Origin of the sequence: Rhodococcus sp. USK10 (assembly GCF_019378875.1) — a bacterium.
Classification (GTDB): Bacteria; Actinomycetota; Actinomycetes; order Mycobacteriales; family Mycobacteriaceae; genus Rhodococcus_F; species Rhodococcus_F pseudokoreensis.
Map to the genome: position 1 here is coordinate 2,706,165 of NZ_CP076048.1, position 12,841 is coordinate 2,719,005.

General features: G+C 68.9%; 13 protein-coding genes. 2 read left to right on the forward strand and 11 right to left on the reverse strand.

All coding sequences use genetic code 11. The features are described from left to right. Position 1: 1 nt before the first annotated feature. From I1A62_RS19495 to I1A62_RS19515, 5 genes are all read right to left on the reverse strand, one after another. The gene (locus tag I1A62_RS19495) at positions 2–832 is read right to left on the reverse strand and encodes a mycofactocin-coupled SDR family oxidoreductase (protein WP_124393932.1); all 831 of its coding nucleotides are present in this window, start codon (positions 830–832) and stop codon (positions 2–4) included. A 2-nt stretch (positions 833–834) separates the two neighbouring features. After that, positions 835–1,635 carry a mycofactocin-coupled SDR family oxidoreductase gene (locus I1A62_RS19500; RefSeq protein WP_219459473.1) on the reverse strand — a complete coding sequence of 267 codons (801 nt, stop codon included), beginning with the start codon at positions 1,633–1,635 and terminating at the stop codon, positions 835–837. Positions 1,636–1,647: 12 nt separating this feature from the next. Then, positions 1,648–1,902: a hypothetical protein gene (locus I1A62_RS19505; protein ID WP_005251194.1), complete on the reverse strand. Its 255-nt coding sequence runs from the start codon at positions 1,900–1,902 to the stop codon at positions 1,648–1,650. After that, positions 1,903–3,579, reverse strand: coding sequence for an FAD-binding protein (locus I1A62_RS19510; protein ID WP_219459474.1), 1,677 nt, complete (start codon positions 3,577–3,579; stop codon positions 1,903–1,905). 144 nt (positions 3,580–3,723) lie between these two features. Further along, positions 3,724–4,239, reverse strand: a complete 516-nt coding sequence (locus tag I1A62_RS19515) for a flavin reductase family protein (RefSeq protein WP_124393929.1) — start codon at positions 4,237–4,239, stop codon at positions 3,724–3,726. A 129-nt stretch (positions 4,240–4,368) separates the two neighbouring features. Here I1A62_RS19515 and I1A62_RS19520 point away from each other — a divergent pair, with 129 nt between their 5' ends. Further along, positions 4,369–5,106, forward strand: coding sequence for a PadR family transcriptional regulator (locus I1A62_RS19520; protein ID WP_219459475.1), 738 nt, complete (start codon positions 4,369–4,371; stop codon positions 5,104–5,106). On the opposite strand, the gene I1A62_RS19525 is transcribed toward I1A62_RS19520, so the two are convergent. From I1A62_RS19525 to I1A62_RS19545, 5 genes are all read right to left on the reverse strand, one after another. After that, the gene (locus I1A62_RS19525; protein ID WP_219459476.1) at positions 5,103–6,056 is read right to left on the reverse strand and encodes an alpha/beta hydrolase; all 954 of its coding nucleotides are present in this window, start codon (positions 6,054–6,056) and stop codon (positions 5,103–5,105) included. The two genes, I1A62_RS19520 and I1A62_RS19525, sit on opposite strands and share 4 nt — an antisense overlap. 20 nt (positions 6,057–6,076) lie before the next feature. After that, entirely contained in the window at positions 6,077–6,868 is a 792-nt protein-coding gene (locus I1A62_RS19530) for an IclR family transcriptional regulator (protein ID WP_219459477.1), read from the reverse strand. Between the two features lie 172 nt (positions 6,869–7,040). Then, a complete protein-coding gene (gene bphC / locus I1A62_RS19535) occupies positions 7,041–7,946 on the reverse strand; it encodes a biphenyl-2,3-diol 1,2-dioxygenase (protein WP_219459478.1) in 906 nt (301 codons plus the stop codon). Between the two features lie 37 nt (positions 7,947–7,983). Continuing rightward, on the reverse strand, positions 7,984–9,165 hold the full coding sequence (locus tag I1A62_RS19540; RefSeq protein WP_095862312.1) for an acyl-CoA dehydrogenase family protein: 1,182 nt from the start codon (positions 9,163–9,165) through the stop codon (positions 7,984–7,986). A 28-nt stretch (positions 9,166–9,193) separates the two neighbouring features. Continuing rightward, a complete protein-coding gene (locus I1A62_RS19545) occupies positions 9,194–10,354 on the reverse strand; it encodes a Rieske 2Fe-2S domain-containing protein (RefSeq protein WP_124393923.1) in 1,161 nt (386 codons plus the stop codon). 227 nt (positions 10,355–10,581) lie between these two features. Between I1A62_RS19545 and I1A62_RS19550 the strand changes: the two genes are divergently transcribed. Further along, positions 10,582–11,088 carry a hypothetical protein gene (locus tag I1A62_RS19550; protein ID WP_219459479.1) on the forward strand — a complete coding sequence of 169 codons (507 nt, stop codon included), beginning with the start codon at positions 10,582–10,584 and terminating at the stop codon, positions 11,086–11,088. Positions 11,089–11,179: 91 nt separating this feature from the next. Here the strand turns inward: I1A62_RS19550 and I1A62_RS19555 are convergent, their stop codons facing one another. Next, on the reverse strand, positions 11,180–12,802 hold the full coding sequence (locus I1A62_RS19555) for an NAD(P)/FAD-dependent oxidoreductase (protein WP_192581983.1): 1,623 nt from the start codon (positions 12,800–12,802) through the stop codon (positions 11,180–11,182). Between the last annotated feature and the right edge of the window lie 39 nt (positions 12,803–12,841).

Here is a 12,841-nt window from a genome sequence, read left to right on the forward strand (position 1 = left end):
ATCATCTGCTGACGCTGCCCGCGTCGACCGGCAGGGCGACCGCCGTGATGTACCGCGCCTCGTCGGAGGCCAGGAACAGCGCGGCGTTGGCCACGTCGACCGGTTCGATCCACGGAATCGGCAGCATGTTCATCGTCACCGCGGCCGCCGCGAACTCCTCCCGGGTTGGGTGCTCGAGGTCGGGCCGGAACGCCCGCCGCACCATGTCGTTCTGGATCATGTCCGTGTCGACGTTGGTGGGATGCACGCTGTTGACCCGCACCCGGTGCGGTGCGAGTTCCTTGGCCAGCGACCGCATCAGGCCCACCACCCCGTGCTTGGCCGCGGTGTAATGGGCGACGCCGACGAGTCCGCGCAGACCGGCGATGGAACTCGTCAGGATCATCGCCCCGCCGCCCCGCTCGATCAGGTGCGGGGCCGCCGCCTTGCACGTCTGCCACACCCCCGTCAGATTGACGTCGAGCATCGTCTGCCACGTCTGCGTATCGAGTTCCAGCGCAGCACCCGAGGACGTGATCCCCGCCGTGGCGCACACGAAGTCCAGCCCGCCCAGTTCCCCGGCCGCGGCCGTCACCGCGTCGGCGAGTGCCGTTCCGTCGCGCACGTCCACCTGCGCCGTCACGATCCGCCGGCCCGTGTCCCGGACCAGTTTCGCGGTCACCTCGAGATCCTCCGGGCTCGCGGGTGGTGTCACCACAGTGCCGACCGGGCCGCACAGGTCGACGGCCACGACGTCCGCGCCCTCCTGCGCGAATCGCAGTGCCTGCGCCCGGCCGATCCCGCGCGCGGCACCGGTGACCAGGACGACTCTTCCGTTCACTCGACCTGTCATCTCTACACCTTCTGGGTCAGTCCGGCGTCGACCACGAGTTGTGTGCCGGTCATGTATCGCGATTCGTCCGAGGCGAGGAACAGCAGCGCGTTGCTGACGTCCCGCGCGTCCAGCCACGGAACGGGCAGGACGTGGTTGGCCGCGAGGACGGGGACGACGTCGTCGCGGGAGGGGTTCTCGAGGTCCGGCCGCAACCGTGCCATCGTCTCCGGGTTCAGGGTCATGCGGGTGCCGACGGCACCGGGGTGCAGCACGTTCACCCGGATGAACTGCGGTCCGAGTTCGTTCGCGAGGGTCCGGGCCAACCCGACCACGGCGGTCTTGGACGCCGAATAGTGGGCGGCCCCGGCCACCGCCTTGATGCCTGCGGTCGAACTGACGATCACGACGGATCCGCCGCCGTCCCGTATCGCCGGGACCGCGGCGGTCGCCGTGTTCCAGACGCCGGTGAGGTTGACGTCGAGCGATCGGTGCCAGATCTCGTCGTCGATCGTCCAGGCTGGGCCGGGGTTGTCGCAGACACCGGCGTTCGCGACGACGACGTCGAGGGGCCCCAGTTCCGCGACTCCGGCGTCGACGGCCGCCCGCAGCGCCGCCGGGTCCCGCACGTCGGCGTGGGCCACGACGGCCCGGCGGCCGAGTTCGACGACCAGCCTTCGGGTTTCGTCGAGATCGGCTGCGGCCGAGGGAAGGTCGACGGCAACGACGTCGGCGCCCTCCTCCGCGAGCCGGACCGCGTGACTGCGTCCCATGCCGTTTCCGGCACCGGTGATGAAGGCGACCTTGCCTGCCATCCGTGACATCGGTTGTCCCCTCTAGTCCAGGCGGCCGGGGGTCGGGTAGCTGCGCAGGGAGAGCCCCACCCGCCCGTCCTCCACCGCGTCGTCGATCGAGCCGCGCAGTGCGCCGCAGGTGGGGACGAACATCGAGTGCTCCCCCTCCTGCGCACGCAGAGCGAATTCCGGGCAGGTCTGCTCGGCGTCGCCCAGCCACTGCACGCTCGTGTGCGCCTCGCTGTATTTCTCCACGAGCACCGCGTTACCGCAGCGCCGGCATTCGACGGGAAGCACTCAGCTCACCGCCTCTGCAGTGGCTGCCGCGTGCCGTGCGCCGACCCAGCCGAACACCATCGCGGGGCCGATCGTCGCGCCGGCGCCTGCGTAGTCGTTGCCCATCACGGACGCCGACGTGTTTCCGGTGGCGTACAGCCCGGGGATCGGTTCGCCGCTGCCGGTCAGCACCTGGCTGTGCTCGTTGCACACGAGTCCGCCCTTGGTGCCGAGGTCGCCGGCCTCCATCCGCACCGCGTAGTACGGGGCCTTGTCCACCTCGTCCAGGGTCGGGTTGGGCAGTCGCGGGTCGCCGTAGTACCGGTCGTACGCGCTGTCGCCGCGACCGAAATCGGCGTCGACGCCCGCCCGGGCGAACCCGTTGAACCTTGTGATCTCCGCGGACAGCGCGTCGGCGGGCACGCTCATCTGCTGCGCCAGTTCCCCGAGGGTCTCCGCGCGCAGCATCAGGCCCGTCTCGAACCATTCCGCCGGGAACTTCTGCCCGGGCATCACACCACCGAACTGGTAGCGGCTCTTGGCCTTCGAATCGAACACGAACCACACCGGGTCGTGCCCGCCGGCGATCTGGTCGTGGACGAACGACACGTACGGGGACGCCTCGTTGGTGAACCGCTTGCCGTTCTGGTCGACGATCAGCGACGGCGGGATCGACCGCTCCGACACCAGGACGTGCATGATGCCGTCCGGGCGCCGGAACGACGGCATCCACCAGGCGTCGTCCATCAGGTCGACGGCGGCGCCGACCTGCTCGCCCGCCACGATTCCGTCGCCGGTGTTGTCGGGCGAGCCGGCACTGTAGTTGTCCTTGCCGCCCTCCCGCAGGTACCGCTTCCGCATCTCCTCGCTCTGCTCGAATCCGCCGGTGGCCATCATGACGCCGCGGCGGGCGCGGATGCGCAGTTCCCGTTCTCCGGACTCGACGACCGCGCCGGTGACGGCCCCGGACTCGTCCGTGATCAGTCCCTTCAGCGGGGAGTTCAGCCACAGTGGGACGCCGGCCTCCTGGAGACTGAGCCGCAGCCGGCCGACGAGGGCCTGCCCCAGCGTCTCCATCCGCCTGCGCCGCACCATCGCGACCACCGAACGCCAGCCGACACCGAGTGCGGTCCTGCGGCCGGCCCAGGTGCGGAAGAACATGTTGAGGTGCCGGAACTCGGTGGACGTCATGTAGAGCCCGCCCGGCATGGCGAGGGAGTTCGGGCGCTGCTGTTCGCGGTCGGCGCCGAGTTGGTTCATGTCGAACGGCAGCGGTTCGACCGTCCGCCCCTTCGGCCGTCCGCCCACGTTCTCCGGGTGGTAGTCGGAATAGTCCTCGCACCAGGAGAACCGGAGATGCGGGCAGTGCTGTTCGAAGAACTGCATCATCGCCGGGCCCTGCTCGATGTACGCGTCGAGGCGTTCGGCCGGCACGCTGTCGCCGACGATCGACTCCAGGTACTTCCGGACGTCGCCGGGGTCGTCGGCGCGGCCTTCACGGACGAGGATCGGCGAGTTGGGAATCCACAGGGCGCCACCGGACAGCGCCGTCGAGCCGCCGTACACGCCGGACTTTTCGACGATGAGGGTGTCGAGTCCCCGCTCGGCCCCGGCGAGGGCGGCGGTCATGCCGCCCGCACCGCTGCCGATCACCAGGAGATCGACCTCCCGGTCCCAGTTCTGCTCGTCTACGCTCATCGTGCACACCTTCCGAAGTGGTCTCGATCACATCCTGCCGGTGTCAATTGCTCATTCCCACAGCACTTCCCGCGGAGCGGGAGACAGCGGCACCGCCGCGGAGCGGGAGACAGCGGCACCGACGCCGAGCGGGAGAAAGATCGGCTACGTGGCGGCGGTGAAGATGCCGAGCCCGCCGCGGTACACCAGGAGCGGCGGCACGTCCCGCAGCACGTCCAGTCCGGTCACGCGCGCGACGACGATGGTGTGGTCGCCGGCGTCGTGCTCGAATTCGACGGTCGCCTGCACCCGGGCCAGCACCCCGTCCAGCGCGGGGGCGCCGTTGCCTGCGTGCGACCACCCGACGCCGGCGAACTTGTCGGCGCCGCTGGTCGCGAACGCCCCGCACACGTCTCGCTGGTCGTGGGCGAGGACGTTGACGCACAGGTGCTCGCTCGCCCGCAGCCGTGGCCAGCTGGTCGACGTCCGTGCGGGGCTGAACGACACGTACGGCGGGTCCAGCGACAGCGACACGAAGGACTGGCACGTGAACCCGTGCGGGCTCTCACCGTCGTGCGCGGTGATCACCGTGACGCCGGTGCAGAAGTGCCCGAGCACCGACTTGAGGTCAGCAGGGTCGATGCGGCGCACCACAGGCGCGGGTTCTTCGGTTCGGGTCATCGTGTCTCCTCGGATCGGCGGGTTGCGTTCAGCCTGGCCGCGGCTCCTGCACGCGGGAAATGCCCCGTCCCGCCCAGCGGCAGGGTTTCGCGTGCCCGACCGGCGGCGCACGGTTGATAGGCTCGGGAAATGCCTTCGTCCGACCCCACCCAGAGCTCCGGGTACGCCGGCCTCCGATCCACGAGCTGGCCGGTACTCGGCATCCTGTCGTTCGGCGAGGAACTGTCCGGCTACGACCTCAAGAAGTGGGCGTCGTACAGCGTGCGCTTCTTCTATTGGAGCCCGTCGTTCAGTCAGGTGTACTCGGAGCTGAAGAAGCTGGAAGACGCGGGATACGTGACGTCGCGGACCGTCGTGGACGACGAGGCCCGGGTGAAACCCAAGCGGCTGTACAAGATCACGGACGCGGGCATGGCCGTCATGCGCAGCTGGGCGCGGGAGGCGCCGATCGATCCACCCGTCCTCAAGCACGGGGTGATGCTGCGCATGTGGCTCGGTCACCTCACCGAGCCGGAGCAGCTCAAAGATGCCCTGAAGGAGCACATCTCGTATGTGGAGGGCATGAGCAGGCAGGCCGCGCTCGACGCCCGCGATTCGGACGTCGAACCCACGTGGGCGTTCGCGCACATGGTCAACAAGTGGTCCGAGCGCTACTACGCCGCCGAGAGCGACCTCGCGAAGCAGATGCTCGCCGACATCGACGAGGCCGTCGAACGCATCCACGGTGAGGGGACGCCGGAACATCCCGGTGTGCCGAAACCGACCGCATCACCGTCGATCCGGCGCTCCCGCGAAGCGCAGCAGGAGTACCAGGCCGCCATGAAGGCGGCGCGGGACTCCGGCGACGAGGCCGAGACGGAGAACTAGTCGGACGGGGTGCGCACGCGTTCGGCCACCAGGTCCCGAAGCTGCGGCCACAGCCGTTCCCGCACCCGCTGCGCCGCGGTCATCGCGTCGATCGTCAGGAAGCCGTGGAACATTCCCTCGACCCGCTCGAGTTGCACGGGAACACCTGCGTCGGCGAGCGCCGCGGCGTACTTCTCCCCCTCGTACCGCAGCGGATCGCGTTCGGCGGTGATCACGATCGCGGGCGGGAGCCCGGCGAGGTCGTCCGCCCGGACCGGGGCCGCGTAGGCGGGTGCGACCTCGCGGTGCGTCGGCAGGTACTGATCCCAATACCATTGCATCGCAGCGCGGGTGAGGAAGTGATCCTCCGCGAACTCCTCGTAGGACTCGGTGTCGAAGGCCGGTTCGATGACGGGGTACATCAGGAGCTGTCCGGCGACGGCGGGGCCCTGCCGGTCTCGGGCCATCAGCGCGGCGACGGCCGCGAGGTTGCCGCCGCTGCTGTCGCCGGCGACGAGCAGACGGTCGGGATCGGCGCCGAACTCGCCGGCGTGCTGCGCGACCCAGCACGTCGCGGCGTAGGCGTCGTCCGCCGCGGCGGGCCATTGCGATTCCGGGGCCAGCCGGTAGTCGACGGAGACGACGACGGCGCCGATGCCGTTGCACATCGCGCGGCAGAAGCCGTCGTGGCTGTCGAGGTCGCAGATCACGAACCCGCCGCCGTGGAAGAAGACGACGACAGGAAGGGGCCCCGCGGAGTTCCCCGCGGGCGAATAGATCCGTACCGCAATCGATCCGGCACCGCCGGGGATCTCCCGGTCGCGCACCTCACCGACCGGCTCGGGATCGGCGACGGCCGTGCGTCCGGCCTTCGTCGCCGCCCGAGCCTGGGCGCCGGTCATGGTCTCCACCCGGGGAAAGTTCTCGTTGAGTCCCCGGAGGATGGTCTCGGCCTGCTCGTCGAGCGGCATCTGTGCTCCTTCGTCCCGCTTCAGGCGGAGTAGCGGTCGGCGCGGCCGCCTGCCGGTGTCGCGGTCGACATGTAATTGCGCCAGGTGCCCTTGGCGGACATGCGAATCGGCGCGGTCAGACGGTGGTCGAGCTTGATCTGGCTGCTGGGACCGCACGCGGAGATGGCCGCCACCACGTTGTCGTCGGTTCCCACGGGCACCGCGACGCAGCTGACGCCCACGAGATCCTCTTCGCGGTCGTAGGCCGCCCCGCGTTCGCGGGTCTTCTGCAACTCGGCGCGGAACGCGGCCGGTGAGTCGATGCTGAATCGTGTGCTGCGGGGCAGACCGGCCTCGACGACGCGGTCGACCACCGACTCGGGCGAATGGGCCAGCAGCACCTTGCCGACGCTCGTGCAGTGTGCGGGCTGGCGGCCGCCGACGCGGGACGGCAGCCCGACGCCGAACCGTCCGGCGATCTTCTCCAGGTAGACGACGTCGATCCCCTCCAGCACCGCGAGGTGCACGGCGTGTCCGGTGAGGCGGTGCAGTTCGTGCAGGAAGGGCAGCGCGGCCCGGTGCAGGCGGTCCTGGTGCACGGCGAGGGACCCGAGTTCGAACAGCCGCATGCCGAGTTCGTAGTCCCGGCCCTCCCGGCGGAGCCAGCGCAGCTGGACGAGACGCTCGAGCATCCGGTGCGCGGAGGATCGCGGGAGACCCGTGCGGCGCACGATCTGCGCGAGCGTGAGCCTGCCCGGGCCGTCGAAGGCGTCGAGGAGAAGGGCGGCGCGATCGAGGCCGGCGGTGGGGGTGGGGCTGAGTGTCGTCGTCATGGGGACCTCCGTAACGGCGCTGCTCGGTGCGGCGCCGCGCTGTGTGACTGGCGACACTTACTATAAATAGGCATATACCTATTTGCAATAGTGCTTCGTGGCACAGCCCCCGAACAGCCGAAAGGCCCGGTGCGCGCATCGAGTGGATACGCACACCGGGCCCGGACACCCCTTACATCGCCGCCAGCGGCTCACTCCCCGACCAGTCGTGTCCCCAGTAACTGTCGGCGGTGATCTCCTCCGCGGAGTAGTACTTCTCGTCCACCTTCATGCCCTCGGTGCCGAACTCGACGTCCCAGCCGCCGGGCGCCCGCACGTAGAACGACACCATCTTGTCGTTGGTGTGCCGGCCGAGCGTCGAGGAGACGGAGAACCCGTCCTTGACGACGCGGTCGAGAGCCTGCCCGACAGCGTCGAGCGTGTCGACCTCCACCATGATGTGCACCAGTCCCGGCGCACCACCGTGCGGTGCGGGGCACAGCGCCAGGCTGTGGTGCCGCTCGTTGACGCCGAGGAAGCGCACCCGCATCGGCCCGAACTCCGGCGGCGCCGGGATGCGGAACGCTCCGCGGGGCAGGAAGCCGAGCACCTCGGTGTAGAAGTCGAACGCCCCGCCGAAGTCCATCACGGGCAGCACCACGTGGCCGAGGCCCTGCGCCCCGGTCACGAACTTCGCGCCGAACGGGGTGACCACCGGGCTGTGGTCGAGGACGGCGCCGTGGAAGATTTCGATCGTCGCGCCCGTCGGATCCTGGAACGTGATCACCTCCTCGACGCGGCGCGCGTCGGCCTCTTCCACCGACAGGGGCTTGACGGCGATCCCCGCGCCCTCGACGGCCTCCTGGACGCGGACCAGGCCGGCGTGATCGCGGACCTCCCACCCGATGGTGACCACCTCGTCCGTCTCGCCCGGCACGATCACGATGCGCGCCGCCCGCTCGTCCATGCGCAGGTACAGGGCATCCTCGTCCGGGCCCGACCCCTCGGCGAATCCGAGGACGTCGAACGCGAACGTGCGCCACCGCTCCAGGTCGTTGGTCTGGATCTTGACGTAGCCCAGGCCCTTGATGTCTGTCATGTGTTGTCCTTCTTGTTTTTTCGTGTTCGGACGGCGGTCAGATCATCGACTTGAGGTTGTCGGCCGGGTCGAGGCCGAGGGAACTGAGCGCCGATGCGTGGTACACGGTGCTCGGCACGTGGATCGCGTGCGCCAGGCCGGCGTGCGCGTCCCGCCAGTACCGCTGCAGGGGCTTGTCCATGCGCAGCGCGTTGCCACCGGAGCGGGCGAAGATCTGGTCGACGGCGGTAACCGCCCGCCACGCCGCTCGCACCTGGGTGCGGCGTCCGGCCGCGCGGTCCTCGAACGTGACCTCCTTGCCCGACTCGACGAGATCCCAGATCCTGTCGACGTTGGCGAGCAGTTCCTGACGTGCGGCGTTGATGTCGGCCGCGGCCTCACCGACGGCGAACAGCACGTAGGGGTCGTCCTTGATCGCGGTGCCCTGCGCTCCGACGCGGTCGCGCTGGTAGTCGAGGTGAGCGGCCAGAGCGCCCTCGGCGATACCCACCACCGCGGAGGAGATCCCGAGCGGGAACATCGTCGACCACGGCATGTTGTACAGCGTCTCGGTGCGCCCGAACTTCTGCACCGCGGTGCCGTTCATGACCTCGTCGGCGTCCATCACCCGGTAGTCGGGGACGAAGGCGTTCCGGACGATGATGTCCTTGGACCCGGTGCCCTTGAGCCCGACGACGTTCCACGAGTCCTCGACGATCTCGTAGTCGCTGCGCGGCAGGATCATGTGCAGCATCTTCGGCGGCAGCGCCATGGCGCCGTCCTTGTCGCCGAGCATCGCGCCGAGGAAGATCCAGTCGCAGTGATCGGTGCCCGAGGAGAACTGCCAGCGTCCGCTGAACAGGTAGCCGCCGTCGACGGGGGTCGCGATCCCGGTCGGCGCGTACGGCGAGGCCATCCAGGTGTCGTTGTCGGCCGCCCACACCTCCTCCTGCACCTTCGGGTCGGCGAACGCCAGCTGCCAGGGGTGCACGCCGACGATGCCGCACACCCAGCCGGTTGCCGGGTCGAGGGAGGCCGCGGCCATCACCGTCTCCGCGAACTCGCGCGGGTGAGCCTCGTGGCCGCCGTACTTGCCGGGCTGGAGCAGCTTGATCGGTCCGGCCTCGCGGAGCTTCTTCGCCGTGTCGTCGGGCAGCCGGCCGATCCGCTCGGCCTCGGGCGCCTGATCGCGGAGCTGGTCCGCGATCGCCATGATGTTGTCGAGAACCTCGTGGGTCATCTGTCGTGTCCTTCTTTTGCGAGCGGGCTCAGGCGTTGGTGTCGAGCGGCACGACGCCGTTGGCGAGGTTGTCGGCAACCTCCGCCTCCCAGCTCTGCACCGCCCTGGTGGTGTCGATCTCGAATTCGAAGCGCTTCGTCATGTCTTCGGTGATGTCCTCGACGTCGACGTAGAACTGCTGGTACCAGCGGCGCAGCTGGTACACCGGCCCGTCCTCCTCCGACAGCAGCGGGTTGTCGATGCGCGACTTGTTCAGCCAGATGTCGACGTCCTGCTTGAACCCGAGCTCCACGCCCTCCGCGAACTGGGCCGCCATGCCGTTCGCCACCTCGTCCGACAGCCCCTCGGGCTTCTTCACCATGGCGCCCCACTGCAGGACGAACGAATCGGCGCTGACCGGGTAGTGGCAGTTGATCAGCACCGTCTCGATCATCATGCCGTTCGCCTCGCTCCACAGCTTGTCGATCATGTAGGACGGGCCGAAGTACGACGCGTCCGAGCGCAGCGTGGAATTGGGGTCGTCGTAGCTGGTGCCCACCGAGATGTCGTGGCGGGGCGTCGACTGCATGTACTGGGTGGCCACGTGCCCTTCGAAGACGTTCTTGAAGTAGCGCGGGAACGAGAAGTGGACGTAGTAGAAGTGCGCCATGTCGACCACGTTGTCGACGATCTCGCGGCAGTGCGAACCCTCGACGAGCAGCGAATTCCAGGTCCAGTCGGTCCATTCCGACGAGCCGAATCCCTCGATCTCGGGGATCGTCACGTCGGCGGGCGGCGGGTTGCCCTGCGGGTCGTTCCAGACGTAGAGCTGCCCGTTGCGCTCGATGGTCGTCCAGGCCCGGGTCCGTGCCAGCGGCGGGACGCGCCGCGCATACGGGATTCCGGTGCACTTGCCGTTGCCGCCCCACCGCCAGTCGTGGAACGGGCAGGCGATGGAGTCGCCCTTCACGGTGCCGTGCGCCAGGTTGCCACCCATGTGGCGGCAGTAGGCGTCGAGCACGCTGAGGGTGCCGTCGGACGTCTCGAACACCACCAGCGACGTGCCGAACGCGTCGATCTGGTGCGGGGTGCCGTCCCTGAAGGTCTTCGCCAGACCCAGGCAGTGCCACCCTCGCGCGAAACGCGTTGGTGCCGATCCCACTTCGATCATCCGGACTTCGTCGCCGTCAACGGCACTGTTGCGCGCCATGTCTACCTCCGCCTCGCTGTACGTCAAGAACACCCTCGGGGTGTGGTGTAGCTCATAGTCGGCGCACGCGGCGCGCAGCGGTACCCGACTCTCCCACTGAGCGAGAGGCTTTCGTATCCGGCCGTCACGGCGGGTTTTCGGCGTCCCGATCACAGGGACCACGGCCCCCGTTTCCCGGCCGCGGCGACTACCGTGCGGAGCACAGACCCCGTGATTTGGGAGGAACGATGGCCGCACTCATCTCTTCGCAGCCGTGCACAGCGGAGATCCGCCGGCTCTGCGCCGACGCCGTCCCGGACGGGGTGGTCGTCGCACCCGAACCGGGGGCCGCCGTCGAGCAGGACTTCCTCCTGCTGCGACCGCGCAGGACGCCGGACGACGCGCTGACGGCACAGGTCCGCAGGGTGGGCGACCACGACCTGCTGGTCCGCTTCCGCAACCGGGACGAGCAACTGGTCTTCGAATTCTGGACGAACAGCTTCACCGGTGCCTCGACACCGGACGACCGATCGGCAGAACTACTCGAGCGCCAGTGCGCCGAGCAGTTCCCCGGCGACCTCCGCAGGTTCCGCACCCGCATCCGGCGGGCCGTGCCGTCCGAGGCGGGGTTCACGTCCTCGCTGCAGCAGACATACGTCCAGGACGGCGTGCGCATGACCGACGTCACCGTCACCTGCACGCTCGACGGCGACGTGCTCGCCCGGGCCTGGGCCACGTACGCGCTGCCCGACTGAGCGCGGCCCCTCATCCCGCGAACGACCCGTTTCCCACGAATTGGTCAGCCGCGCAGGCAATTGCCTGCGCGGCTGACCATTGTCTGGGCAACTACCCCACCGGGTCGGCGAGCCTCGTGCGGGACCGGCTGAACTCGAACCCGCGGAACCCCTCCTCCGCGACGTCGGCGCAGATCCGCCCGTACGCGCCGAAGCCCCCGATGTACGGCATGAACACGCGGGGTTTGCCCGGAATGTTGGCGCCCATGTACCAGGAGTTCGCCAGCGGGAACAGGGTCTGCGCGGCAAGGTCGCGGCAGTGCTCCACCCACTGCTCGGTGGCCGGGATCGACGCCTCGACCGCGTCGTAGTCCTTCTCCCACAGGTGCGCGATGCAGTCCGCGATCCAGTCGACGTGCTGCTCGGCGCCGAGCACCATGTTCGCCAGTACCGACGGGCTGCCCGGCCCCGTCACGACGAACAGGTTCGGGAATCCCGGAACACCCAGACCCAGATAGGTTTTCGGTCCCTCACTCCAGTACTCGGCGAGGGACACGCCGCCGCGGCCGACGATCCGCATGCGGTCGAGGGCTCCGGTCATGGCGTCGAATCCGGTGGCGAACACCAGCGTGTCGAGGCCGTAGTCGGCGTCGGCGGTGGTGATCCCCGACGGGGTGATCGACTCGATCGGCGCCGCCTTCAGATCCACCAGGGTGACGTTCGGCCGGTTGTACGTTTCGAAATAGTGGGTGTCGGTGACGATCCGCTTGGTCCCGATGGGGTGATCGTTCGGGATCAGCTTGTCCGCGACCGCGGGGTCGTCGACGAGGCGGCGGATCTTCTCCTCCGCGAACTCCCGCGCGGTCGCGTTCGCGGCCTCGGTCTTCGTCTGGTCCGGAAAGGTTTTCGCGAACAGCACCCCGCCGAGCTTCCATCGCGTCTCGTAGGCGTCGCGGCGTTCCTCCTCGGACACCTCCAGTGCCGACTTCGGGTGCGCGTTGTACGGCGACCCGCCGCCGCTCTCCCGGGACAGTCGCCTGCGCTCGTCGTACCCGGCCTTGATCGCGCGCCGCATCTCGTCGTCCCACGTCTCGTTGCCCGCGGGGACGCTGTAGTTGGCGCTGCGCTGGAACACGTACAGGTGATCGGCCTGCTCGGCGATCTCGGGAATCGACTGGATGCCCGAGGAACCGGTGCCGATGATCCCGACCCGCCGGCCGGTGAAGTCGACCCCCTGGTGCGGCCAGTGACCGGTGTGATGCGTGTCGCCCGTGAAGGATTCGCGGCCCGGGATGTTCGGCATGTTCGCGGTGGACAGCGCCCCGGTCGCGAAGACGCAGTACCGGGCGGACAGGACGTCGCCGCGGTCGGTGCGCACCTCCCACCGCAGCGTCTCCTCGTCCAGTTCCGCGGACGTCACGCGGGTGCCGAACAGGAAACGGTCGCGGAGGTCGAACCGGTCCGCGACGTGATCGATGTACGCCAGGATCTCGGGCTGGGTGGCGTACTTCTCGCTCCAGTCCCACTCCTGCTCGAGTTCCCGCGAGAACGAGTACGAGTAGTCGACGCTTTCCACGTCGCACCGGGCGCCGGGATAGCGGTTCCAGTACCACGTTCCGCCGACGCCGTCCGCCGCCTCCACACCCTGGACCGTCAGACCCAGGCCCCGCAGTTTGTGGACGGCGTACAGACCCGCGAATCCCGCGCCGACGACGACCGCGTCCACGTCGCCGATCCGATTCGCCCGAGCATCAACTTCGGTGCGTGCACTCAC

What these genes read in the sequence shown, in the direction of transcription:
- I1A62_RS19495 (WP_124393932.1), bottom strand. Translation starts at nt 832, where the DNA reads ATGACAGGTCGAGTGAACGGAAGAGTCGTCCTGGTCACCGGTGCCGCG.
- I1A62_RS19500 (WP_219459473.1), bottom strand. Translation starts at nt 1,635, where the DNA reads ATGTCACGGATGGCAGGCAAGGTCGCCTTCATCACCGGTGCCGGAAAC.
- I1A62_RS19510 (WP_219459474.1), bottom strand. Translation starts at nt 3,579, where the DNA reads ATGAGCGTAGACGAGCAGAACTGGGACCGGGAGGTCGATCTCCTGGTG.
- I1A62_RS19515 (WP_124393929.1), bottom strand. Translation starts at nt 4,239, where the DNA reads ATGACCCGAACCGAAGAACCCGCGCCTGTGGTGCGCCGCATCGACCCT.
- I1A62_RS19520 (WP_219459475.1), top strand. Translation starts at nt 4,369, where the DNA reads ATGCCTTCGTCCGACCCCACCCAGAGCTCCGGGTACGCCGGCCTCCGA.
- I1A62_RS19525 (WP_219459476.1), bottom strand. Translation starts at nt 6,056, where the DNA reads ATGCCGCTCGACGAGCAGGCCGAGACCATCCTCCGGGGACTCAACGAG.
- I1A62_RS19530 (WP_219459477.1), bottom strand. Translation starts at nt 6,868, where the DNA reads ATGACGACGACACTCAGCCCCACCCCCACCGCCGGCCTCGATCGCGCC.
- bphC (WP_219459478.1), bottom strand. Translation starts at nt 7,946, where the DNA reads ATGACAGACATCAAGGGCCTGGGCTACGTCAAGATCCAGACCAACGAC.
- I1A62_RS19540 (WP_095862312.1), bottom strand. Translation starts at nt 9,165, where the DNA reads ATGACCCACGAGGTTCTCGACAACATCATGGCGATCGCGGACCAGCTC.
- I1A62_RS19545 (WP_124393923.1), bottom strand. Translation starts at nt 10,354, where the DNA reads ATGGCGCGCAACAGTGCCGTTGACGGCGACGAAGTCCGGATGATCGAA.
- I1A62_RS19550 (WP_219459479.1), top strand. Translation starts at nt 10,582, where the DNA reads ATGGCCGCACTCATCTCTTCGCAGCCGTGCACAGCGGAGATCCGCCGG.